The 21,549-nt window shown below is 60.3% G+C and carries 25 protein-coding genes; 14 read left to right on the forward strand and 11 right to left on the reverse strand.

Annotation, left to right across the window (positions count from 1 at the left end):
* The first annotated feature begins 585 nt into the window (after positions 1-585).
* A complete protein-coding gene (locus tag IWX75_RS16260; RefSeq protein WP_196823306.1) occupies positions 586-1,518 on the forward strand; it encodes a DNA/RNA non-specific endonuclease in 933 nt (310 codons plus the stop codon).
* Here IWX75_RS16260 and IWX75_RS16265 read toward each other — a convergent pair.
* Positions 1,505-2,506, reverse strand: a complete 1,002-nt coding sequence (locus IWX75_RS16265) for a phosphatase PAP2 family protein (RefSeq protein WP_196823307.1) — start codon at positions 2,504-2,506, stop codon at positions 1,505-1,507. The genes IWX75_RS16260 and IWX75_RS16265 overlap by 14 nt on opposite strands.
* Before the next feature lie 306 nt (positions 2,507-2,812).
* On the opposite strand from IWX75_RS16265, the gene IWX75_RS16270 reads away from it, so the two are divergent.
* From IWX75_RS16270 to IWX75_RS16285, 4 genes are all read left to right on the forward strand, one after another.
* Complete coding sequence (locus IWX75_RS16270; protein ID WP_196823308.1) at positions 2,813-3,634, forward strand: FkbM family methyltransferase; 822 nt, start codon at positions 2,813-2,815, stop codon at positions 3,632-3,634.
* Positions 3,635-3,774: 140 nt separating this feature from the next.
* Entirely contained in the window at positions 3,775-4,671 is an 897-nt protein-coding gene (locus IWX75_RS16275) for a diacylglycerol/lipid kinase family protein (RefSeq protein ID WP_196823309.1), read from the forward strand.
* Positions 4,672-4,812: 141 nt separating this feature from the next.
* Complete coding sequence (locus IWX75_RS16280) at positions 4,813-5,034, forward strand: hypothetical protein (protein WP_196823310.1); 222 nt, start codon at positions 4,813-4,815, stop codon at positions 5,032-5,034.
* A 192-nt stretch (positions 5,035-5,226) separates the two neighbouring features.
* Positions 5,227-5,685: a DUF4383 domain-containing protein gene (locus IWX75_RS16285; protein WP_196823311.1), complete on the forward strand. Its 459-nt coding sequence runs from the start codon at positions 5,227-5,229 to the stop codon at positions 5,683-5,685.
* Positions 5,686-5,794: 109 nt separating this feature from the next.
* On the opposite strand, the gene IWX75_RS16290 is transcribed toward IWX75_RS16285, so the two are convergent.
* The 3 genes from IWX75_RS16290 to IWX75_RS16300 form a co-directional block, all read right to left on the reverse strand.
* Positions 5,795-6,247, reverse strand: a complete 453-nt coding sequence (locus IWX75_RS16290; protein ID WP_196823312.1) for a MarR family winged helix-turn-helix transcriptional regulator — start codon at positions 6,245-6,247, stop codon at positions 5,795-5,797.
* Between the two features lie 132 nt (positions 6,248-6,379).
* Positions 6,380-7,192, reverse strand: a complete 813-nt coding sequence (locus IWX75_RS16295; protein ID WP_196823313.1) for an SRPBCC family protein — start codon at positions 7,190-7,192, stop codon at positions 6,380-6,382.
* A 207-nt stretch (positions 7,193-7,399) separates the two neighbouring features.
* Complete coding sequence (locus tag IWX75_RS16300; protein WP_334684419.1) at positions 7,400-8,044, reverse strand: TetR/AcrR family transcriptional regulator C-terminal domain-containing protein; 645 nt, start codon at positions 8,042-8,044, stop codon at positions 7,400-7,402.
* A 280-nt stretch (positions 8,045-8,324) separates the two neighbouring features.
* Between IWX75_RS16300 and IWX75_RS16305 the strand changes: the two genes are divergently transcribed.
* From IWX75_RS16305 to IWX75_RS16330, 7 genes are all read left to right on the forward strand, one after another.
* On the forward strand, positions 8,325-8,783 hold the full coding sequence (locus IWX75_RS16305; RefSeq protein WP_196823314.1) for a hypothetical protein: 459 nt from the start codon (positions 8,325-8,327) through the stop codon (positions 8,781-8,783).
* Positions 8,784-8,872: 89 nt separating this feature from the next.
* Positions 8,873-9,163, forward strand: coding sequence for a hypothetical protein (locus IWX75_RS16310; RefSeq protein ID WP_196823315.1), 291 nt, complete (start codon positions 8,873-8,875; stop codon positions 9,161-9,163).
* Between the two features lie 83 nt (positions 9,164-9,246).
* Entirely contained in the window at positions 9,247-10,329 is a 1,083-nt protein-coding gene (locus tag IWX75_RS16315; RefSeq protein ID WP_196823316.1) for a fatty acid desaturase family protein, read from the forward strand.
* 72 nt (positions 10,330-10,401) lie between these two features.
* On the forward strand, positions 10,402-10,698 hold the full coding sequence (locus IWX75_RS16320) for a hypothetical protein (protein ID WP_196823317.1): 297 nt from the start codon (positions 10,402-10,404) through the stop codon (positions 10,696-10,698).
* Complete coding sequence (locus IWX75_RS16325; RefSeq protein ID WP_196823318.1) at positions 10,691-12,397, forward strand: alpha/beta fold hydrolase; 1,707 nt, start codon at positions 10,691-10,693, stop codon at positions 12,395-12,397. Before IWX75_RS16320 ends, IWX75_RS16325 begins: the two co-directional genes overlap by 8 nt.
* Positions 12,398-12,605: 208 nt before the next feature.
* The gene (locus IWX75_RS17790; protein WP_334684420.1) at positions 12,606-12,848 is read left to right on the forward strand and encodes a hypothetical protein; all 243 of its coding nucleotides are present in this window, start codon (positions 12,606-12,608) and stop codon (positions 12,846-12,848) included.
* 81 nt (positions 12,849-12,929) lie between these two features.
* Entirely contained in the window at positions 12,930-13,898 is a 969-nt protein-coding gene (locus IWX75_RS16330; protein WP_334684421.1) for an AI-2E family transporter, read from the forward strand.
* 444 nt (positions 13,899-14,342) lie between these two features.
* Here the strand turns inward: IWX75_RS16330 and IWX75_RS16335 are convergent, their stop codons facing one another.
* Positions 14,343-14,660 (reverse strand): hypothetical protein, encoded by a 318-nt coding sequence (locus tag IWX75_RS16335; RefSeq protein WP_196823319.1) that lies wholly within the window; start codon positions 14,658-14,660, stop codon positions 14,343-14,345.
* Positions 14,661-14,943: 283 nt separating this feature from the next.
* Positions 14,944-15,720, reverse strand: coding sequence for a GAF domain-containing protein (locus IWX75_RS16340; protein WP_196823320.1), 777 nt, complete (start codon positions 15,718-15,720; stop codon positions 14,944-14,946).
* A gap of 223 nt (positions 15,721-15,943) precedes the next feature.
* On the opposite strand from IWX75_RS16340, the gene IWX75_RS16345 reads away from it, so the two are divergent.
* Positions 15,944-16,675, forward strand: coding sequence for an ANTAR domain-containing protein (locus tag IWX75_RS16345; protein ID WP_196823321.1), 732 nt, complete (start codon positions 15,944-15,946; stop codon positions 16,673-16,675).
* Between the two features lie 655 nt (positions 16,676-17,330).
* Here IWX75_RS16345 and IWX75_RS16350 read toward each other — a convergent pair.
* The 5 genes from IWX75_RS16350 to IWX75_RS16370 all read right to left on the reverse strand — a co-directional run bounded on the left by IWX75_RS16350 (position 17,331) and on the right by IWX75_RS16370 (position 21,172).
* Complete coding sequence (locus IWX75_RS16350) at positions 17,331-17,831, reverse strand: hypothetical protein (RefSeq protein ID WP_196823322.1); 501 nt, start codon at positions 17,829-17,831, stop codon at positions 17,331-17,333.
* A 616-nt stretch (positions 17,832-18,447) separates the two neighbouring features.
* A complete protein-coding gene (locus IWX75_RS16355; RefSeq protein WP_334684422.1) occupies positions 18,448-18,864 on the reverse strand; it encodes a hypothetical protein in 417 nt (138 codons plus the stop codon).
* Positions 18,861-19,310, reverse strand: a complete 450-nt coding sequence (locus IWX75_RS16360; RefSeq protein WP_196823323.1) for a cupredoxin domain-containing protein — start codon at positions 19,308-19,310, stop codon at positions 18,861-18,863. The genes IWX75_RS16355 and IWX75_RS16360 overlap by 4 nt, the downstream gene beginning before the upstream one ends.
* A 69-nt stretch (positions 19,311-19,379) precedes the next feature.
* Positions 19,380-20,039 carry a cupredoxin domain-containing protein gene (locus tag IWX75_RS16365; RefSeq protein ID WP_196823324.1) on the reverse strand — a complete coding sequence of 220 codons (660 nt, stop codon included), beginning with the start codon at positions 20,037-20,039 and terminating at the stop codon, positions 19,380-19,382.
* A gap of 299 nt (positions 20,040-20,338) precedes the next feature.
* Positions 20,339-21,172, reverse strand: a complete 834-nt coding sequence (locus IWX75_RS16370; RefSeq protein WP_334684423.1) for a GAF and ANTAR domain-containing protein — start codon at positions 21,170-21,172, stop codon at positions 20,339-20,341.
* 119 nt (positions 21,173-21,291) lie between these two features.
* On the opposite strand from IWX75_RS16370, the gene IWX75_RS16375 reads away from it, so the two are divergent.
* Positions 21,292-21,465, forward strand: coding sequence for a sigma factor (locus IWX75_RS16375; protein ID WP_334684424.1), 174 nt, complete (start codon positions 21,292-21,294; stop codon positions 21,463-21,465).
* Positions 21,466-21,549: the final 84 nt, after the last annotated feature.

Consider the following 21,549-nt stretch of genomic DNA (forward strand, 5'->3'; position numbering starts at 1 on the left):
GACCTTCGACAAGCTCTATTTTCCCTGACTAGACAGGCATTCTCCGTTTAACGCGCCGCCCGCACCTCACACCCCATCGGTGGATCGAGGCTTAGGCAAACGCTGGATCTACGATGGTCCGGCGGATCCGGTGTACATCACGGCGATGACGGAAGCGGTCATCATGGGCATGCCGCAAGCGGAACAGTTCCACGAGGTCGACGGGCAACTAGCCATAATTGCCCCGTCAGTGCAGCTGGAAAAGAAGTCCTCCGAAACGCCTAGGACCCAGATGACATCGGGTCCAACTCCTGCAGATACGAACCACGGCGTTAAGGTCACGACGGAGTACGGGCGGCTACGAATCTTCAGGGAACTCGATCCCGGTGCCGGGGTTGAAGGACGACATGCTCTGATGTGCACTTTCAACAACTTGCCGATCAACGTGCAGTTGGCCTCCGCGGGTTAGATCGACTTCAAGCCTTCCTATAGTAGGTACACCGGCCACGGACGGGCTGGCTGTGACGGGCCGTAGGCTTTGCGGAGGTTGGCGCATTCGGCGTTCGTGTTCACCCTGTTGTCACTTGCTGCTGGTAGGTTTCGCGGATGGACGCACACCTGCCGACTCCCCTATCGTTGATCGCCGAGGACCTCTCCGACCGTATCGGATTCGATGAGCAATTCCTTGACCTGAGGGTGCCCATCCCGACCCTGGAGGGCGTCGAAACCGTCCTACTCCCGTACACGAATTTCTCGGTCCTCATGCGACCGGATAAGCGCCTGGCCGCGATCACCGCGCTCGGCATCGACGGTGGGAAGCTAATGGATATTCCCCGCACAGGTATCGACTGGCGGCTGGATCCGCGGATTTCGGAGGACCAGCAGACCGGGGAACGGGTCTACGCTCGCAACGACATCGACCGCGGACACCTCGTGCGCCGCGCCTCCGCCGTCTGGGGAGACACTCGGGACCATGCCGCCCAGGCGAACGAAGACACGTTCCACTTTACGAACGCCGCACCCCAGGCCGCCGGGTTCAACCAGAGCCTCGAGCTGTGGCTGGGACTTGAAACGTACCTGTTGGAGAACGCCACCGATTATCGCCGGCGCTTAATCGTGTTTACCGGCCCGATCTTCAGCGACCTCGACCCCGTCTACCGGGGCGTGGAGATCCCACTGCAGTTCTTCAAGGTCGCGGTCTTCCTCGTGGAGGGTGAGCTGGCCGCCACCGGGTACATCGCCGACCAGACACCACACCTCACCGACCTGCCCGAGATTCCCCCACGGGGAGTGATTGATGACCCTCCCCCACTGGGGCCGTTCCGGACCTTCCAAGTACCTGTCCGGGACATCGCAACACTGACAGGACTGGACCTGACGGGGCTCATCACTGTGGACCGGATGCCAATCGCAGCATCGCTGCCCAGCGCCCAAGTGACCTCGACACGGCGGGAACTCACCAGCCCCGAAAACCTCGACCTGGACTTCGACCTCCGCGGTGGGCACTACCCGCCACGACTAGGGGTTAGTGCCCGGTAACTGTGGTTGTTGTTATCGGGTTTGCGGTGGCGCTTCGTTGCGTTCGGGCGTAAGTCGTCGCTCGTGCTGCCAGCCATGTTGAGAGCCCGCCGACAGCCAATCCGGCGGGAACGTCGAGGAGATAGTGCCACCCGAAGTACACGGTTGCCAGGGCCGTGAGCGCGAGGTATCCCCACAGGATCCACCGGACGGGTTTCGGAAGACGGAGCAAGTGCGCGATCAATGCGGCGGTGAAGACCACCGATACATGCAGTGACGCGAAGGCAGCGATGCCGTGCACGGACTGGGTCGCGTGGGGGTCGGCCAGGACGGTCACTCGGTTTCGGTACAGCGCATCCTGCAGCTGGCTCACAGCGGTGTCGGGCAAGTCGACGAAGTGGGACGGTGCAAGGTAGACCGGCCCCAGGGAGGGTAGTACGTAGTACGTCGCTGTACCGATGATCCAATTCAAGGACAGGGCGCTGACATACCAGGCTCCATGTGAGAGGTTGCTGGACCACACCAGTGCCGCGGCCACTGACAATGGCACGAAGACCAGATAGGACATGTAGATGGTGGAAAGAACTTCGGCGCTGATACCCGTTCCCAAAAGTTCCTGAAGAATGTCCCCCGGGTGGTAACCCCCGGCCACCACTTCGTCCATAGCCAAAAGTGTTCGGTCCACGACACGTTCGCGCAGGAACGGCAAAAAACTCTTCATGTTCCGGTACGCCACGTAGGCAAGATAGAAACACGCCAGCCCCGCCATCACGAACATCAGTTTGGATCCCGGCCACCGCTGATGAAACACCGTCATGGTTGTTTGATACAAGTTTTGAGGTACGGGTCTTCGCAGGACCACTCGTGGTGCGACGTCCAGCACGATCATCACGACCACGATCAAAGGCAGGCGCACGTAGCTCGGCCCAAGTAACCCGTCAGGGTCGCGCAGGGGCAGCCCGGAGGCGAACGCCGTCACCACCGCCAATAGTGCGAAGGAAACGCTCACCAAGAGCGGAACTCCAAACAGGCGGTACCAGGGCGGGCGCTGAGACCCGGCTTCAATAGTCACTAGATATGTTTAGCGTATCGGGACGCTCTGGCGAACACAGAAAGTGTCCGAATCTGGTCGAACTGCCTTGCAAGACTCCTGACTTGGGCGTTCCTGTCGAACGGGTCTTCGGCGGCAACCGCTCCAACTTTTTGGCGACTCACAGGTCCTCCCCGCACGCGAGAGTCGATCCCGCTGGCATGACGCCTCACTGTAGACTTCCCTGAATCTAACCCCGCGGCCGTTCGCCCGAAAGCAGAGCCTTTGTCAGTCATCGATACGCCCGCCATTTCACTGCGGTCCCGGGCATTCTACGAGGTGATGAGGATGTTCTCCCGGCTGCGTTTGGCTGAACCGGAACTGCTCGGCCTCAGCGCGGTGATCCGCCCTGGTGATCAGGTGTTCGACGTGGGCGCAGCCTATGGCATGTATACCTTCCCTCTTGCACACCTGGTGGGTGCCGACGGCTCCGTCCATGCATTCGAACCTCAGCCAAGACAACACCAAATAATGAGGGCACTAAGCCGTTTGATAGGCGCAGGCCACATCAACATCACCCGATCCGTCCTCGGAGCAGCCCAGGGCGAGCACCTCATGCTGTTGCCGCTGCGCTTTGGGGTTCCGATTCACGGACACGCCCACATCGCCGACGGCACGGAACACGCGCTGGTCACGCAGTCCGCCCGCACCAGGCGCTGGATGACCTCGATGGTCACCATCGATTCCTGGTGCGAGCTTCAAAACGTCGACAACGTCTCCTTCATGAAAGTAGACGTCGAGGGCTTCGAACCGAATGTTCTTACCGGCGCCGTCCACACCATCACCCGACACCAGCCCAGCCTGCTGCTTGAAATCGAAGACCGGCATACCGGCCGCTACGGCCGGAACGCCAACCAGTTCGCCGAGGAAGTCCTTAGTAGATGGCCCGATTACAACATGTACATATGGTCCGGCGGTTCCTGGACGCCCGCCGACCGCGTCCGGGCCAGCAGCCGTAACTATCTCTTCGCCACTGACGAAGCCTTCCAGCGCGCTGAAGTAGTGGATCGTCACCAGCACGCCAATTTCCGACCGTCGACCCGGTGATTGCCCGAGCAATGCAGAGCTGAGTTTTTTTGCAACCACCGGGTCTTTTCTTCCCGATACTATAAGCCCGCTTATGATTGGGTTCCTGCGCTCCGTCGCCGCAGTGCTGTTAGCGCATCACCAAAAGGAAAGGCCTGCCCATGGATTCGCCCCGAGCGTTCGACACGGTGTCGATCATCTTCAATCCCAATAGCACCGGTGATGCGCCGAAGCTGGCCGGTGAACTGCATGAGCAGTTGCGCGAGCTTCTGTCCGATAAGACGGAGATTCGGTTGCAGCCCACAGAACATGCCGGGCATGCAATCGACCTGGCGCGGGAAGCTGCCGCCGCCGGCAACGCCCTGGTGGTGTCCGTCAGTGGTGATGGCGGCTACAACGAAGTAGTCAACGGTGTCATGGACAGCGGAAACTCGGATGCGGTATGCGCTGTGCTGGCTGCTGGAAACGCCAATGATCACAGCCGGGTGACCGGCAGGAAACCACTGGCTGAGGCCATCAGCGAGGGCCACGTCCGGCGCATCGACCTGCTGCGCATCAGCACCGGAGGCAACTCCACGGGTCGCTCTGAGTACGCCCACTCGTACATCGGCTTTGGCCTCACTCCGATCATGGCGATCGATCTGGAGAAGGGCAGCAAGGGCGCGATCAAGGAGATGTTTTCCGTCGTGCGGACATTCTCAAAATTCAAGCCGTTCGAGATCCGCCAGAAGAACGGGGTGCGCCGGAGATTCGACAGCCTGGTGTTCGCGAATATCTCCCAGATGGCGAAGTACGCCACGCTCAGTGAGGCCGATGACCACCCTTCCGATGGGAAGTTCGAGGTCATCACCTTTCCGCATATGGCCAAGTGGCGGATCCTCCTGACTGCGCTGCGCGCCACCACCAAGGGTTTGGGGGATCAGCCCAGCATGGAGAGCTACCAGTTCACCACCCTCAAGCCCATTCCCTACCAGATCGACGGCGAAGTGAAGTCCGTTGCCGCTCGCACCGACATCCGGATAGACAGCGTGCCGCGGGCCTTGGCCATCCTCGGGTAAGCACATTTCTCCTGATAGGTGCCAGAGCAGAGCCCGTCCCATAGGAATTGGTGCCATCCGGCCCGGTCAGCGTCGGACGATGCAGTTTTTTTACTTCAAAGCCTTTCCTGACCACGGGTTTCAATTGAAGGAGAAACAGTCGTGAGTGAGCATCATTCCGAGCATTTGGTGGCCGCACTCGCCCGTGCGATGAGGGATATCCGGCCGTATGCCGCGGGAACGGAGACGACCGCCCTCGCGGCGAAGCTTGAGGAATCAGTGGTCCTCTACTGGGGCGCGGACCATGGCATCCCCTGGGATGAGATGCTGTCGATGGCGCGCGGTGTGAAAAACGATGCGACCTCGCCCCGAACCTCACGGTGACGTTTCCTTTCCATGGCTGGGGCACCAATATGAGCACGGTCATCGCCAGCCACACCAAAGGACACTGGTAGAAAAATTCGGTCAATCGATACGAATTGTTGATCGGCGACATGTGAATTTTCATCCCTTGGTAGCGCTCAGGACAGGGATACGATCGAATTTCACTCGTTCATCGTTCTCAGGAGGAACACCATGACTAATACCCACGCATCCCGACCGGGAGAGAAAACGAATGTTCAAAAAGCGGCGCTGGCCGTCGGGGCAGTTTTCCTGCTCGTCGGTGTTCTCGGTTTTATCCCGGGCATCACAGCCCCGTACGACGAACTAGGCGTCGCCGGTCATGAATCCGGTGCACTGCTTTTAGGCCTGTTCCAGGTATCGATCCTGCATAACCTCGTCCACCTGCTCTTCGGTATCGCTGGCATCGCAATGGCCCGCACCATCAGCGGAGCCCGCTCGTACCTGCTCTACGGGGGGATCATTTACCTGGTGCTCTGGGTCTACGGACTGCTCATCGACATGGACTCGGCTTTGAACTTCGTTCCCCTCAACGACGCCGACAACTGGCTGCACCTGTTCCTGGGCCTCGGCATGATCGCACTGGCGCTTTTGTTGACCCGCAACAGGGACCGGAGCCACACCAACCACTAATGCATCCAAAGTGGGGCGAAGTCGGTGGTGAGTATTAGCCTCATTACCCGAACTGAGCCCAATATAAGGGGAGGGAAGGCTGTCAGCCTTCCCTCCCCTTATATTGAGGTCAGTGGAATGGATTGGTGCCTCGGATTCGGGACGGGGGTTGAGGTGGTTGGGCTTGGATGATGTTGATCAGGGTGGCCCGCAGATCCTCCGGTAGGAGATCTTCCGAGGCAAGGGTTTTCTCCAGTTCCTCGGCCCGATCCAAGATGGCGGCTCCTGCGTTGGTGATTCGGACGAAGATCAGACGTTTGTCGTCTTTGGCAGGGGCGCGGAGAACCCATCCTTGAAGTTCGAAGAGGTGCAGTGTTCTCCCGATGGTCTGGTTTTTTACGCGCATGTGCCGCGCCAAGTCCGCTTGGGTCATAGGGCCACCAGACTGCAACGCCCGTAACGTGATGACGCCCCCGTGGGTGATGCCGATGCTCAACAGTTGCCGATTCCAGGAATTAGAGACGGCATGTGCTGCTGCGGTAAGGAGCTGGCTGGTTGACCACAATTCAACACCGGCGCTCACTTCAGTGCTCCTTCCCGTCGGGGTGGACGGGCGTGCAACGCATCACCAGCGATCCAGCGGGAATCCTCTAACGTTGTCAGCCCTCGGCCGGGCTCCCCCTTGCCTGGGAAGCCCGGCACCATGGTGGAGTGGTTAGAGAACCCCTCCTGCGGGCTTGTCCTTATCGAGAACAAGGCTCGCCGGAGACGCCTTGTGCGTGGTGACGTCCTCGGTCAGCGAGCCATCACCGGGCACATCGCTCAACGGTGCCGCCACCGGCACAACCACCTCAGGGGTGACCGGCGTGAATTCCACCTCGGTTGCGGTGTCCGCAGGGACGTCGGCGTCTTGCTTGTCGTCTTTGTTGCCCTTGGCTGCAGCGACACCAACCGCCGTGGCAGCTGCAGCCAGCCCGATACCTGCGGCGACCTTTCCGGAGACACCTGCCTTGCCGCTATCTCCACGGGACGCGGCCGCGTCCTCGACGCTCGGCGACCCGAAGGGAGCACCAACGGTGTCAACTGAGCCGCGCCAAGCACCCGTGGCATAGCCTTCGGATTCGATGAAGGCCTTGAACCTGTCCAGGTCGCCCTCGGCCTGCTTCTCCACGACGTTGAGCTTGTCGCCGACTTTTTCGACCAGGCCCTCCGGCTCGTACTCCAGAACCAGGTGAACCTGGGTCTGGCCGCCTCCGACGTCCTCGAAGGACACGGATCCGGCATTCGTCGCACCCTCGGTCGCGGCCCAGGAGACCTTGCGGTCCACGATCTGCTCAAGGATTCGCGCTTCCCACTGCCGGCGGACGCCGCCAAGTTCAGCAACCCACTCCAGGCGGTCATCGCTGAGTTGGGTGACTTTCTTCACCCCGCCCATGAACTGGGGGAACTCCTCGAACTGGGTCCACTGGTTATACACCGTACTCACCGGTACGTTGACCAGGATGCTTTTTTCGACCTTCGTGCTCATGGTGTCTCCCTCGGGTAGAACGAACAATACAAGTAACTCACTAAAATCATCAGCATGCTTAGCATAACCACGATCGTCACCCTGTGACCAGAGGTACGCATGAGAACCTGCGGCCCTGTTGGCCTACTGATTCACGGTTCGGCGAGTTATGTCCGACCCCATCGCGCCTTTCAGGAACTGCCAGATGCCTAAGGGGATCAGCCGCTTTTAGCCGGCGGGATTGCCGAGGCTGGAGTTCAGTCCTGCCAGGAGGATGTCGAGTCCTTGGTCGAGTTCGGTTTTTCCGTCATAGCCCACCAGCAGCGGTGCCAGTTCACGCACGTGGGGAAAGTCGCTTTGGGGCAGGTGATAGAGCCCGTGGCGAAGAACGCTCTCATCCTCATCGGGGTCGACAACAAATTCCTCGAGCTCGTTCAGGACGTGCCCCAGCAGGAAGCCGTAGTAAGCACGGTAAACGTGCAGTGCTCCGGCGGAGTCGAAACCGGCTTTGGTGAGCAGCGCCATTACTTGTTCCAAAGGGCGCAGCGCCCCGGGTGGGCGCAGACCCAGAGGTGTCGACAGGGGCCTGATCACCAGGAGGGGAACAACGTGAGGGTGCCGTAACGCGAGGTTCCTGAAATCGTGGGCTGTCCGGCGGAGTTGTTCCTGCCAGTCCGCGACGGGCGGAATGATCAGCTCACCCAGAACAAGCCCGGTCACTCCGTCAAGAAGGGCCTCCCGGTTCGTGGCGTACCGGTACAACGCCATGGGATCCTTGCCGAGCTTGGAACCCAGCCGGCGCATCGACAACGACTCCAGTCCTTCGTCATCCACCAGCTCAAGGGCCGCAGCCAACACAATGTCCCTACTCAACCGGCCCCTACGGGCACCCTTCCCGTCTCTTCCATCGACGACTGGGCCACCCTGGCTTATCTTCTGCGCAGTGTGATCGTTCTCTTGCGGCAAAGGCACACGCCTCCGTCCAATTAGTAAGCCGACTTGCTATTAGCGACTCTACACCGTAGTGTCTACAGGGTAGAGCACCCGTAGAGAAGCCTGCGAACTTCCGCTCTCCCACATACGCACCAGTCCCGCTCAGGGCGACTGGTCCACGGCCGCCAGCGGCCACCCCCACTTCGAAGGAAATTTTTCTATGTCTAATAACAACGGCGGTAACAACAACGGCGGCGGCAACAACGGCGGTAACAACAACGGCGGCGGCGGCAACAACGGCGGTAACAACAACGGCGGTAACAACAACGGCGGCGGCGGCAACAACGGCGGTAACAACAACGGCGGCGACAACGGCGGTAACAACAACGGCGGTAACAACAACAATGGCGGCGGCGGCAACCACGTTGATCGGAACACGGTGCGGACCCGCCTGTCGACTGAGACGAAGGCCTCGACGAAGACCACCGAGTTCTTCGCCTACATCGCTATGGTCCTCGCCACCGTCATCACTTCGGCGATGGTGGGTAACGGTGACGACGGGGGCGATGACATCTTCGACGGCCGCGACGCCACTCAGTTGATTACCTACTTGACCATTGGCTACATGGTTTCCCGTGGACTGGCGAAGTCCGGAAGCCGCGAACACTACGACGCGTAACACTTCCATCCCTTCACGTGGAGCAGCTCACTCAGCGCTCGCTTGCCACCGCCGCCACGCGGCACCCTCACCCTCTTCAGGAGATACCCATGGCTAATTCCAACACCCGCAACCGCAACACCGGCAATAACAACAACACCGAGATCCGCCCGTCCACTGAAACAAAGGCCTCGACAAAGACCACTGAGTTCTTTGCCTACATCGCCATGGTGATCGCGACGATCGTCACCGCAGTGCTTGTCGGCGATGGCGACAACGAAGACGGCAATGACATGTTCGACGCCTACCAGGGTATGGAACTGATCACGTACCTGACGATCGCCTACATGATCGCACGCGGTCTGGCGAAGTCCGGAAGCCGCGAACACTACGACGCATAAGAAGTTTTTGCCTTGTGGTGGACCCGTATTGGACCACCACGAGGCATAGCACCCTCCCCCGAACCACGGCCTAGGACGAACCGATGAGTGCACCACCGGTAAAGCGAGCAGTACGCATCAGTAAGCCGAATGATGTTGTTGCGTCCTATTCGGTCCTGTTGAAGCAGGTGCGCCAAGAGGGTCTATTGAACCGCCGACGCGGCTTCTATGCTGTGGTGTTCGCGCTCCTCGCCCTGGTTATGGCTGCAGCGTGGACGGGATTCGCGCTGCTGGGCGATTCCTGGTTCCAGCTCCTGATCGCCGCGGTCCTTGGCATCGTGCTGACGCAGGTCGCCTTCCTCGCCCACGAGGCCTCCCACCGCCAGATCTTCACCACCCGGGGCGCGAACGACTGGTCCGGGCGCATCCTCGCCGCCGGCGTCGTGGGCATCAGCTACGCCTGGTGGATGGACAAACACACCCGCCACCACAACAACCCCAACACCCGGGGCAAGGATCCTGACATCGAGGTCGACACCATCTCCTTCCTTGAGGAGGACGCCGCGAAAGCCACCGGAATCCAGGCGTGGATCACCCGCCGCCAGGGCTACCTGTTCTTCCCCCTGCTGACCCTGGAGGGCATCAACCTCCACGCCCGCTCCATCGCCACGCTCTTCCGGCGCGGCACCATCCAGGGGCGCTGGGTCGAGCTCGCCCTGCTCGCGGTCCGCTTCGGCGCCTACCTCGGCATCCTGTTCTCCTTCCTGCCCGTGGGCATGGCGTTTGCTTTCCTGGGTGTGCAGGTCGCCGTGTTCGGCGTCTATATGGGAGCGTCCTTCGCACCGAACCACAAGGGCATGCCCCTCATCCCGAAGGACAGCACCCTGGATTTCTTCCAGAAACAGGTCCTGACCTCACGCAACATCCGCGGCGGACCCTTCGTGAACAACGCCTTCGGCGGCCTGAACTTCCAGATCGAACACCATCTCTTCCCCGACATGCCCCGTCCGCACCTGCGCAGGGCAGCAGTCATCGTCCGAGAACACTGCCAACGGCTCAAAGTCCCCTACACGGAGGTCGGCATTGCCGCCTCCTACGGCGCAGTCGTGAAATACCTCAACCAGGTAGGACTCTCAGCCCGCGACCCCTTCGACTGCCCCATCACCAACAAATACCGACGACGATAGATTGTTCAGTACCACCGGGCCATGATCACCCTTCCTGGCTCCCTCCGTCCCATTGCTAGACCTGACAGGTAAATGACCATGACCGGTAAGGATCTCAAGAAGATCATCACGGCAGTTGGATCAAAATCCATTGGACCGCTGCAGGCCTCCATGCTTCCCCCATTTGAGGATGCACCGCAGGAACTGGAGAAAGCGATCGCCGATGCTGTCGCCCATGGCGAGCCGATCGCCGTGATCTCCGCAGTAGCGGACCTGTCACCCCTGGCAGTGCTGGATGCACTGGAAGCTGTGGCAACATACGACCCCAACATTCTCCACCCGCTAGGGAATGAAACTTTTCCTGCAGGTGCGGTGGAATCCAATGTCTGACGTTGATGGACTGGTGTGCCGTGTTCACTCGACGACGATGCCGCAGGCATCCCCGGACGCGCCGGTTTTCGTCATGGTGCACGGCATCGGCCTCTCCCACCGCTACTTCGACCGGTTGCAGACCGAACTCATCCAGCACGGACACACCCATGTGCTGGACCTCCCCGGTTTCGGTGGAACACCTAAACCAGAACAGCAATTGGATGTTGAGGACTACGCTGCGGTAATCGGTGAAGCATTGGACGCGGAGGGCATCCGGTCCTGTGTGCTCATCGGCCACTCCATGGGCGCCCAGTTCGTCACCGAAGTCGCCCTGCAACGCCCCGACCTGGTCTCGAAGTTGGTCCTGATCGGCCCGGTCACGGATTCGGCCCGCCGCTCTGTCATCTGGCATACCCTGGCCCTCGGGCTGGACAGCCTAAGGGAGCGCCCGCTGACCAATGCCATCGTCTTCACGGACTATGCCCGCTGCGGCCTGCCTTGGTACTTCACCGAACTCCCCGTGATGCTGAAGTACCGCATCCACGAACGCCTCCCGCAAGCGACTCAACCGGTCCTGATCATTCGCGGCAGCAAGGACCCCGTTGCACGGCACCCCTGGTGTTCGCGCCTGGCCGACATTGCACGGGACGGCCGGCTCGTGGAAGTCCCCGGCCAACCCCATGTCGCCCAGCGCGGAGGTGCCAGGGAGGTCACCGAGGCGATCCTCTCCGTCCTCCGCAAGGACAACCGCCTCCCATCCCAACCGGGAAACTCACCTGTGGCTGCCCGACAGGAACCACGAACCATTTTTGGGCGCCTTCGCACCGTGGTCAGCGGGAGGAATAGCGCAACCCCGAGGCCGGACACCTCCGACTTTCGGAGTATCACGATTAGTGACCGGCAGTGTCGGGCCTACCGGATGATGCACACCGGCGCCCATGAATCGGACGTCAGCCCCGGGGAAGCAACAGGTCTGCGGGTGTTCGTCCTCATTCACGGCATCGGTATGTCCCACCGTTACTTCACGCGACTCGCCTCCGTCCTGGCAGATTACGGCGACGCATACCTTATCGACCTGCCCGGTTATGGATGGACCGGCACACCGGCGGAAAAGATGTCCAACCCCGCCAGCGCAGATTTGATCGGCGCCCTCCTGGATGAGATCGGAGTGAACTCCTGCACTGTGGTGGGTCACTCCATGGGCGTGCAAAGTGCTACTGAGTTGGCCATCACCCGCGCGGACCTGGTCAGCAACCTTGTTCTGATCGGCGCGGCGGTTGACGCCAAACGACGCACCGCTTTCCAGCAGGCGCTCCGGCTCGGAGTGAACTCAACACTTGAGAAACCACTCTTGAACACCGTGCAGTTTTTGGATGTCCTGCGCTGCGGTCCTCGCTGGTACTTCGCCGAACTCGCGGTCGCCCTGGCGTATCGACTCGAAGAACGACTCCCACTGGTCAAACAACGAGTCCTGATCATGCGAGGAACCCGAGACCTGATCGCTGGCACCCATTGGTCCCGGACACTGGCAGAAACGTCGCAACATGGTGAGTTGCTGGAAGTCCCCGGTAAACCCCATGCCGTCCATCACAGCGATCCCGCTACGGTTGCTGCAGGCATCCTTGAGTTCATCGAAAAAAACAGCCCTGAGCCGCAAGCCCCGCACGATGCGAAGGTCAGAGGCCTCACGGGCGGGGTAACCGCTTCACACCGATGACATACGACGGCCCTCCAAAGCGTCTGCCCGTCCACCATCCACCCCGGCTCTCGGACATAATTCTGGGCTTAGGATGCGACTGCAGCTATGCGAACCATCCTGACAACCCGAGTACACAGCCCCGCCTAACGCCCAGGCGTGCCCACGGATGAGGACGGGCGGACAAGTCACCACACGAACGACCACAATATGAGGACGACACAGCACCATGAATCAACCAACCACCACGGGAAAGGCCGGACGGGGCACGGACCAGCCCGTGAGCCCCTGGGCTGACTCCCTGGGACGCAGCAGTATCCGAGCCGCTCAAATCATCATGTTGTTGGCCCCGGGCGTAGTGATCGTGCGCGCCTTGGCCCACGTACAACTCGTGATCATTCCCATCCTGCTGGCTCTTATCCTCGCCGCCGCGATCGGCCCATTCGTCATTTGGCTACGCGAAAAAGGATGACCCAGCGCCGTCGCGACAGGGTTCTCCTTCCTTCTTCTGCTCTCAGCTTTCGGTGCTCTCGTTACCGGCATCGTGTTCGCCGTGATCGGCCAAGCCGGCGAACTTACCGGCCAGGCAGTCGAAGGCTTCGACCAGGTCTATGCGTTCCTGCAAAACGGGCTGTTGTCCATCGATAGCCAACGCATTCAACAAGCTCGCGATGCTGCTGCGGACTTCGCCACGAGCAGCACCGCCGGCGCCAGTGCCATCACCGGCATCAGCGTGATCGGCAGTTTCCTCACCGGCGCACTTCTGATGTCCGTGATCCTGTTCTTCTTCCTCAAAGACGGGGAAAAGATCTGGGCTTTTCTTTTGCGCGCCTTCAAAGGCCCGCGTCTGGTAAAAGCCCGCCTCGTCGGTCATAACAGCCTGGCCGTCCTCGGTGGCTATGTGCGTGGCACCGCCATCGTCGCACTGGTGGACGCACTCTTCATCGGTCTGGCACTGATGATCCTTGACGTACCCCTGGCACTGCCCTTGACCGCAGTCGTCTTCGTTGGCGCCTTCATCCCGCTGGTAGGGGCGACCCTAGCAGGCGTACTTGCCGCACTGATCGCGCTGGTCGCCAACGGCCCCTTCACCGCTCTGATCGTCATCATCGTGGTCATCGTGGTCAATCAACTCGAAGGAAACTTCCTGCAACCAGTCGTCATGGGACACACACTCAGCGTCCACCCCCTGGTCATCCTCCTGGCACTCACCGCCGGAACGATCCTTGCAGGCATCATCGGCGCCATTCTCTCGGTGCCTCTCACAGCAGTAGGTTGGGCAGCCATCAAAGCCTGGAACGAACACGACGACGAACACATCAGCCTCGGAACCATCCAACAAGCCGAATACGAAACACTCCTCGACGAAACCGGTCACGGGATAAGCACCCTCGCCGAAGGAGAACTACCCCAACTTCCCTCCCCCACTCCAACCCCAGCGATGACGGACGGTAAGAACCGACTAAAAACAACATCCCGACTGGAAACCACCGAAAGCCCCAACCCGGGAACTGGAACATAAACGTCCACCACCCAAGAAGTATCTCGACCCAGTGAGATGCAGTAATACGGCCGTACGCATAAATTTGCAGTTCTAACCGTCGCCCTCAGCCATCCCCATGCGGTAGGGATGAGATTCTCACAGCTTGTGATTCGATCCCGAGAGACACCGCTCGATGTGCCTGTTCAGCTGACGCCGTACGCTTCGCTCGTGACTCCTGACAACATTCAGATCGAGGACGCCCTGGGTCCTGATCTGCGGGCTAGTCAGTGTGCTAAACGTTTTGAACTACGGCCTTTGATCAGGACAATGCATCGACTACGCACCCACAACCACAGCCGTGTCCACTTGCCCGTTGGAGCCAACTCTTGGCATCCCAGACAGCGCCCTTCTAGCGCTGGTCAGTATCGTTGCGCTTGGATACTGCATCAACCGTTTGATTCGCACGTCCCGCTGAAGGATCGATTATGACGACGGCGAGCAGGCCTCGCGCAGGGCGTTCACTGATTCTTCCGGCACCTGGTCACCGGCCGCGGCTATCTCAGCAAGAGGTTCGGTTATCTCTGCCGGAACGCCGGCGGTTCCTGCCGCCGTGACCAAATCACCCAGCAGTTCCTTGTCCTCAACGCTGACGACCCCGTCCTCCACGAGAACACAAACCTGGGACCGCACTTCCTCCGCTGCCGCGCCGGCCACCTGGGATGCAGCGTCGCTGGCTATCCCGCCTGCGGTTTCCTCGATCTGGCCGCAGCCAACCAGAATGGCACTTGTGTGCAAGAGCATCAGCAAAGCTGCAATTTTTTGACTGAATCAGTCTAGCCAAACGGCACTTCGAGGATACCCAGCATCCATAACACCCCCACCGGGTATCCAACTTGTTACAGCCAGACAGGGCTGGCACACAATGCTCACCCCATCGCCTTGAGAAAAGCCCGAGCGAACGCAGTGAAAAACTATCCGGCTGACTGCGTCGAGATAAGAAATTTGCCGTGCACGGCCTTGTCTCCCGCGAAGTTACCCATGATGCTCCCTCCAAAATGCTCAGGGAGTTGGCGTGAGGGTGCGGTTAGGGGTTGATTTCGTGTTGTGCGGCTATCGCGAGTTCCCGGAGGGCTTCTTCGTCCTCTGCCGTGAAGCAGCGGGGGGTTTGGTCGATGACACACAGGGTTCCGATGGTCCAGCCACCGGGTCCTCGGAGGGGGTAGCCGGCGTAGAAGCGGATGAAGGGTTCCCCGGTGACGAGCGGGTTCGTGGTGAATCTTTCATCGGTCATGGCGTCGTTGACCACGAGGAGACCCGCGTTGCGGATCGTGGTGTTGCAGAACGAGATTTCCCTCGGCACATTCTGGGCTAACGGTCCAATCAGTGATTTGAGGAATTGCCGGTGGTCATCGATCAGGGAGATGATCACGGTGCTGACCTGGAAGTGTTCCTTGGCCTGTCGGGTGATCCGGTCGAATCGCTCCTCATTCGGACTATCCAGCAGCTGTGTCCGTGTCAGGGCCTCCAGTCGTTCCTCCTCGGCTTCTGCCGCGGTTAGCAGGAACGCACCCGCGGCGCCCAATAAGCGACGGACCTCCTCGGGTAAGTACTGCGGTGCACCATCTTCGCTGGGTGGCACACGCACAATGGAGGACGTGTTCTCGAGCAGTTCGTTGGCTGCAGCTGCCAGGAGGTCGCGCTCCAACGCGGGCAGGACCAGTGCGCCGTGAATGTAGGCGTCAATTTCGCTTTCCGACAACGCACCTCCGAACCCGAAATAGCCGACCCATAGTTCGCCCAGCGGGACAGCGGCTTGGGTGAGCGCTGCGCGAGTCCGGTCTTGCTGCGTTCGCTCATCCACGACAAAACCTCCACTTTGCTATCAAAAATTCCTGTCTAACCATGCCGACACTCCAGATGAAGACGCAACAATGATCAGCACGCTTACCACTCGACGGTATCGCACCCTGCGAAAAGGAGATGAGGTAAACCCCGAAGTGGGATCAAGGGTGCTGGTGCGATGACAGGAAAGTGGCTCTTCATCGGTGGATCTTGACCGGATCGTGACCTCTTAGACTGGCAGCATGGGAGAGAACATCGGCGAGGTTTCAATAGTGGAGCGTTTTCAGGCGCTGATCCTCGTTTCAGATACCTTGAAGTTCTACCTGGAAGGATTCGCTGGCCACGCCGCGACCGTGCTGGAGGGCTCCGCCGAGGTGTTGTGCGCGGTGACCTTGAAGCGAGACCACCACGTGGCCACCGTCGCGAGCAGCAGCCTTGAGGCCACGGCGCTCGATGAGATCCAGTACGGGTATGGGGAAGGTCCTTCCTTGCACGCCATCGACACTGGGAACACCGCCGTCGTCGCGGATATCCGGACTGACATGCGGTGGCCGGACTACTTCGACGCCGTCAAAGCCCAGGGCTATTACTCAGTGCTCGGCGTGCCCCTGATCCGCGGGCACGACGGTGGTGTCACCGTCAACCTGTACGCCCGGGAACCACATGTGTTCACTCCACGGACCATCGAACGGATTGAGTCCTACACCGCCGAAGCAGCATTGACCCTGCAACTGGCGCTGCGTTCATCGGATCACGAAAGAACGGCCGCTCACCTTCGGGCTGCCATGGAATCACGGACCAACATCGATATCGCCGTAGGTATCATCGTGGCCCAAAACAGGTGCAATCCCACAGAGGCGATTAGAATCCTGCAGCGCGCCTCAAACGGCCAGAACATCAAGCTCCGCACCCTGGCCGAACAACTCGTCACCTCAGTCGGAACCACCCGAGCAGAAACCCATTTCATCCCCTGAAATCGGACCCCGGCAGCGGCGGACCTGGCCGAAACCGCCCGCCACCAGAATCACTGCTTAGCCCTGCCGGCCTGGGAGTCATCCATGCACCGGCACAGCACAGACGGCTCCGCGCGTTTGCAACTAGTTGCCCTCTGAGTATCTGATAAGGCGCGCGACAGCATTAGCACCGGACGTATCGCTCTTCGCCCTCGGTTGTGGAGCAGGTCAAAGAGGTCCCTTCCCTCACTCCTGGCTTCCTGCTGCCCGGGCATGATGGCCTATCATCGTGAAACACCCATTCATCAGGTCCGGGGTATGCCGCAGGAAAATCTCAGCTCACGGCGGAAATTATAAGCCGGTACCCTCGCGCGGTAACCGGAGCCGTGCTGGTGGGAAGCGATCGGGACTCTACAGGATCGAGCGGGTCGTGAAACAAACCAAGGATTGCTGGCTCGGAAGTGGCGTCATCGCGTTCAGGCCGTAACACTGCCCGGGGGTGATCGACGCTTCCGAAGACAAGATCTTCCAGCGCGTCAATCTTCGAAGAATCAGGGTTGTACTGCACGGGGTTGCTTCTTTCGTCGGTGTCCCTCATTCCTGCACGACCAGCGGTTACGCAGTGAAAATCAGGGAAAACTGAAGCTTATCGTGTGGCGCATCACCACCTTCAGGTCTACCTCAACCACGCATCGTTGCGGTAGCGGCGTTGCTGTACGTCGCACGTGCGGTAAGCCATGCCAGGGCATCTGTTTTCGAAGTGAAGAATGCCCGTTGGATGGACAGCGTTGTGCGCACCGGCTGCCAGGACCCGGTCCATCGGGCCTTCACCGAACAGGGCGGCCGCTCTGACTCGCTGGTCCGCGTTGAAAGCCGCCCGGGCAGCAGGGTTCAGGTTAACGATTGTGGTCATATCAACCAGGACTGTGTACGACTTCTCGTTCGCCATGTCAGCACTGATGTCCAATACGGACAGGGCATCCGCTTCGCTGATGACCACCGACGGTTCACACCCCAAATAGAGCATGGTGTCGCTGGCCGCAGTGAGCCAGACCTTGCCGTCTGCTGCCGCTACGCGTAGCGCCTGCCTGTCTCCAGGGCTCTCGCGGCAAGTAGTCAACGGGATGCGGGCCGTTCCTCCGGGAAGGGCGGCCTCGCTGATGGAAGATAACGCCATGGTTGTCCTCGCCCTGAAACGTCAAACCGGGCCAAGAATCACCTGGGAGGACTCGCTGATCAGCCTAAGGACTGGCCGCAGCTGGGCTGCTCCCCTGCGACCAACCCCGACCTCAGCTGAGTGACCCCGCGAAACCACCAACAGAAAACCGGTTTTAGTTGTCAGGTACCTGCCTTACAGTCCCGAGCATGGGCTGGAACCAAAACAAGAGATACAAGGCGAATCACGGAGCAGCACCCGAGCATTCCATGGCGTTGTGCGGAGGCGTGCTCCTCTTCACCACTTAGGACGTAACTCAACCAGAACATGATCAGTTATGCGGTCGTGTGCATAAGTGTGCAAACTTGAGCGTCGCTAAAGCACCGGCTTACGTGGCGCATATGAATGGTCATCTTACGGTGGCGCAAGAAAAGCCGGCAGAGCCGCCGTCTGCCGTGATTCATCCACCTGTGGGCGAGTGGAGCCCCGGGGGTTCAGCTCAAAGCCGTCCACCTGTGGCTGAAGCACGTCCCTGACGCATACTGCACCCCGCTGACCCGCACGGGCTATCCGCGGTGCCGCTTCCGGTGCAGGAGTGAATACCCGATGATGGCGAGGCTCCCGGCTGTGGCTTCTGCTACTGCGGTGAGGGTTTTTTGGCGTACCAGATGGGTTCGTACATGGAGGGGATCGGTCCGATGGCCGGGACTTGGACGTAGCGGTACAGCACCACGGCTGCCAGCGCTGAAAGCGCCACTACCGCAGCGACCGCATAGGAGGGGCGGTCTCCCCGAATCAGGACATACACAGCGGCAAGGAGGGCGGCCACGGCCTGGATCCGGAAGAGGTTACCGCCACCAATGCCGCCTGGATAGGCTTGCTGGAATCCGGGGGCGAGCTGGAAATGGATGACCGCGCTGACGATCAGTCCTGCGGCGATGAGTACCCGCAGGGCAATCATTCCCGATCGATGACGACGCTGCCCCTTCGTTGAGCCGTGTTCGGCGGTGGGTCCAGCCCTGTTGTTGTCGACCGCGCGGCCTGCCTTACTCATCCGATGACCAGGGTGGCGGACATCTCGGGGTGATAGGTGCAGATCACGGCATACTCGCCGGCTTCCTCGGGCGCGGTGAAGGTCACGGTCTCACCGGCGGGAACATCGACGTCGAACCCGCCGTCGTCTTCGGCGGTGACCGTGTGCGGGGCGTCGTCTTCGTTGATGACCGTCACCGTGGCGCCGGGTGTAATGGTTTCGGGCATCATGTACTCGAAGTCCGTGATGGTGATCATGGCCTCCTCCGCCGGTGCTGCTTCCGCTGAGGCCGACCCCGATGAGGAGGTGCCGGCGCCGGTGGTGGCCGCCGCTGATTCCGGTGCCGCGGCCTCGCTTGCCGCGCTGGTCGCCTCCGAGCCGCTGGGCTCAGCGCTGGACCCGCACGCGGCGGTACCGGTCAGGACCGCGGCGAGCATCAAAGCTGATATTCCGTGACGTGATTTCATGGTTTCTCCCCAAAAATAGTGAGCCCGTTGAACATGGATGGTGGACTGTTGAGCCGGTTAGTGACCTGGTTAGTTGGTGTGGTTGTGGCGACGGACGGCGTAGGTTCCACCGGCTGCGGCCAGGAGAACCAGTCCCCCACCCAGAGCAAGAACGACTGATCCCTCGCTGGTGCTTTCGTTCATCACTCCGGTGTCGGCACCGCCCTTGGGAACAGCACCCATCTGGTCCATTCCACTGTGTCCCGCGCTGCCGGAATCCGGAACTTTGGACTCTGCGACCTCGGGAGCTGGTGCCGCCGGGGCTGGTACTGCCGGGGTCGTGGGTGCTGCCGGGGCTGGGGCCATGGCTTCGGCTCCGACGGTCAGGGTACCGACCATGTTGCCGTGGAACTTGCAGAAAAACCCGTAACTCCCGTCACCGCTGGGGGCAGTGAAGGTAGCACTTTGCCCGCCGGGAATGCTGATATCAAACGACCCATCATCAGCGGTGACCGAGTGGATCTCGGTGTCGTTGTTGGTCACGGTGATCTCACCGCCCGGGTTGACGGTGCCCGGCCCGGAGAACACGAAGTCGTCGATGCTGATCGCCATTGATCCGGTGGTCATGGCCGGTACTGCCTGGGAGACCGGGCCGGGAGCAGCCACCGCTACCCCGGCGGATCCGATTCCCGCTCCCCCGACCAGGGCTGCGGTGAAAGCGACACTGAGAATTTTTTTGCTCGAGATCATGATAAAACCCTCCGGCGAGGCGCTTAGGGGGACAACGTCCGGTGCCTCAGTCAAGTCGACGCACCATTGCCAGAAAACCTCCACCACATGACATTCGTCACGTAGGACCCGGTGGATTGGCTTTTTGCTCAATCGACGACAGACGGAGCGCACCAAACTGCTCTCGTCCATAGGACGCACCGCCGTCAAAGTACCTCGCCTTGTGCGGTGATGGGATGACAAAAGCGCCGGAGAACACGCGGTGGAGGCCGCTGATTGTGTTCTCCTACGCTTTCGACCGGTGTAAATATTTCCGGCCATCAATCGAAATGCGTGGTGGGCGTTTGATCGCTGACACTGGACACGACTCGTGCCGCGATGTCGCGGAGCTTGATGTTCCGGCCGTTCGAGGCAGATTTGAGGATCTTCATTGCTGCTGCCTGACTGCACTTGTTCTGGCCCATGATGATGCCCGCGGCGAGGTCGATGATGGTCCTGGATTCCAGCGCCGCATTCAGATGTGTTTGTTTATCGGATAGGTGGGCGATGCGTACAGCCAGGCGCAACGAACTGGACGCTTCACGGGCGAAGACCTCCGCCGCGTGGGTCGCTTCCGGGGTGAATGCGTTGGCCGTGCTCGAGTACAGGTTCAGTGCACAGTCAGCTTCCCCGTCCAATGGAATAGGCACCCCAAGGATGGAGAGCATGCCGTGCTCGGCGATGGCCGTGAAGTACTCCGGCCACCGCTCGTCCGTGCGGGTGTCGTCGACGTGAACCATTTCTTGGGTGCGGGCTGCCGTCAGGCAGGGCCCGTCACCGAAGGAATACTGGATTTCATCCAACTTCAGGGCCGCCTCGCTGCTGCTCGCAACCGTTTCGGCATGCCGGGGGCGTAGCAGGGTCACACCGCATAAAACTTCACGGTCCGGCTTGGAGAGATACTGGACCGCGAACCGCGCCAGATCGTTGAGGAAGTGCTCAACGTCCAAACTGTCCAAAACCAGATCCTGCAGGAACAGGGCCGAATTATCCGGTAGCCCAGGCACCGGGCTGTCGGACTCCGTTGCTGACGAAGGCAACGAGGTACCTTGTGAGTCGAGCGAGGAGGATATGTGATCGTTCATGATTCTCCTATCCAGGAGATCAACCTTCATGGCGCGGCAACGCTCGGAAAACCCGGAGCGCGGCGATCATCATCACTGCACCGCTCTTTGCTAAACGACACCCCTCACCCTACGCTCAAACTCCTAATCCCACAGTTCACGACGCTGGACTGAGCGCAGACACCACGCAGGAAGCATTCCTGACCCTCTGGCAGGAAGGCACAGCCCGCTACGATCCTCACAAAGGCAGCGCATCGTCCTGGATTCTGATAATCGCCCACCGCAAAGCAGTCGACAAGGTCCGCTCAGAACAAGCCCACCGCGACAGGGATCGGGACTGCTGAAGGTTTGGTTGACTCGTGGGGTTGATAGTTTTTAGGCGGCTAGCGCCATGTTGTTGATTGTCTCAAATTCGATCGGGGTCAGTT

This window comes from Arthrobacter sp. CAN_A6 (assembly GCF_015751715.1).
In the GTDB taxonomy this organism is placed as follows: Bacteria; Actinomycetota; Actinomycetes; order Actinomycetales; family Micrococcaceae; genus Arthrobacter_D.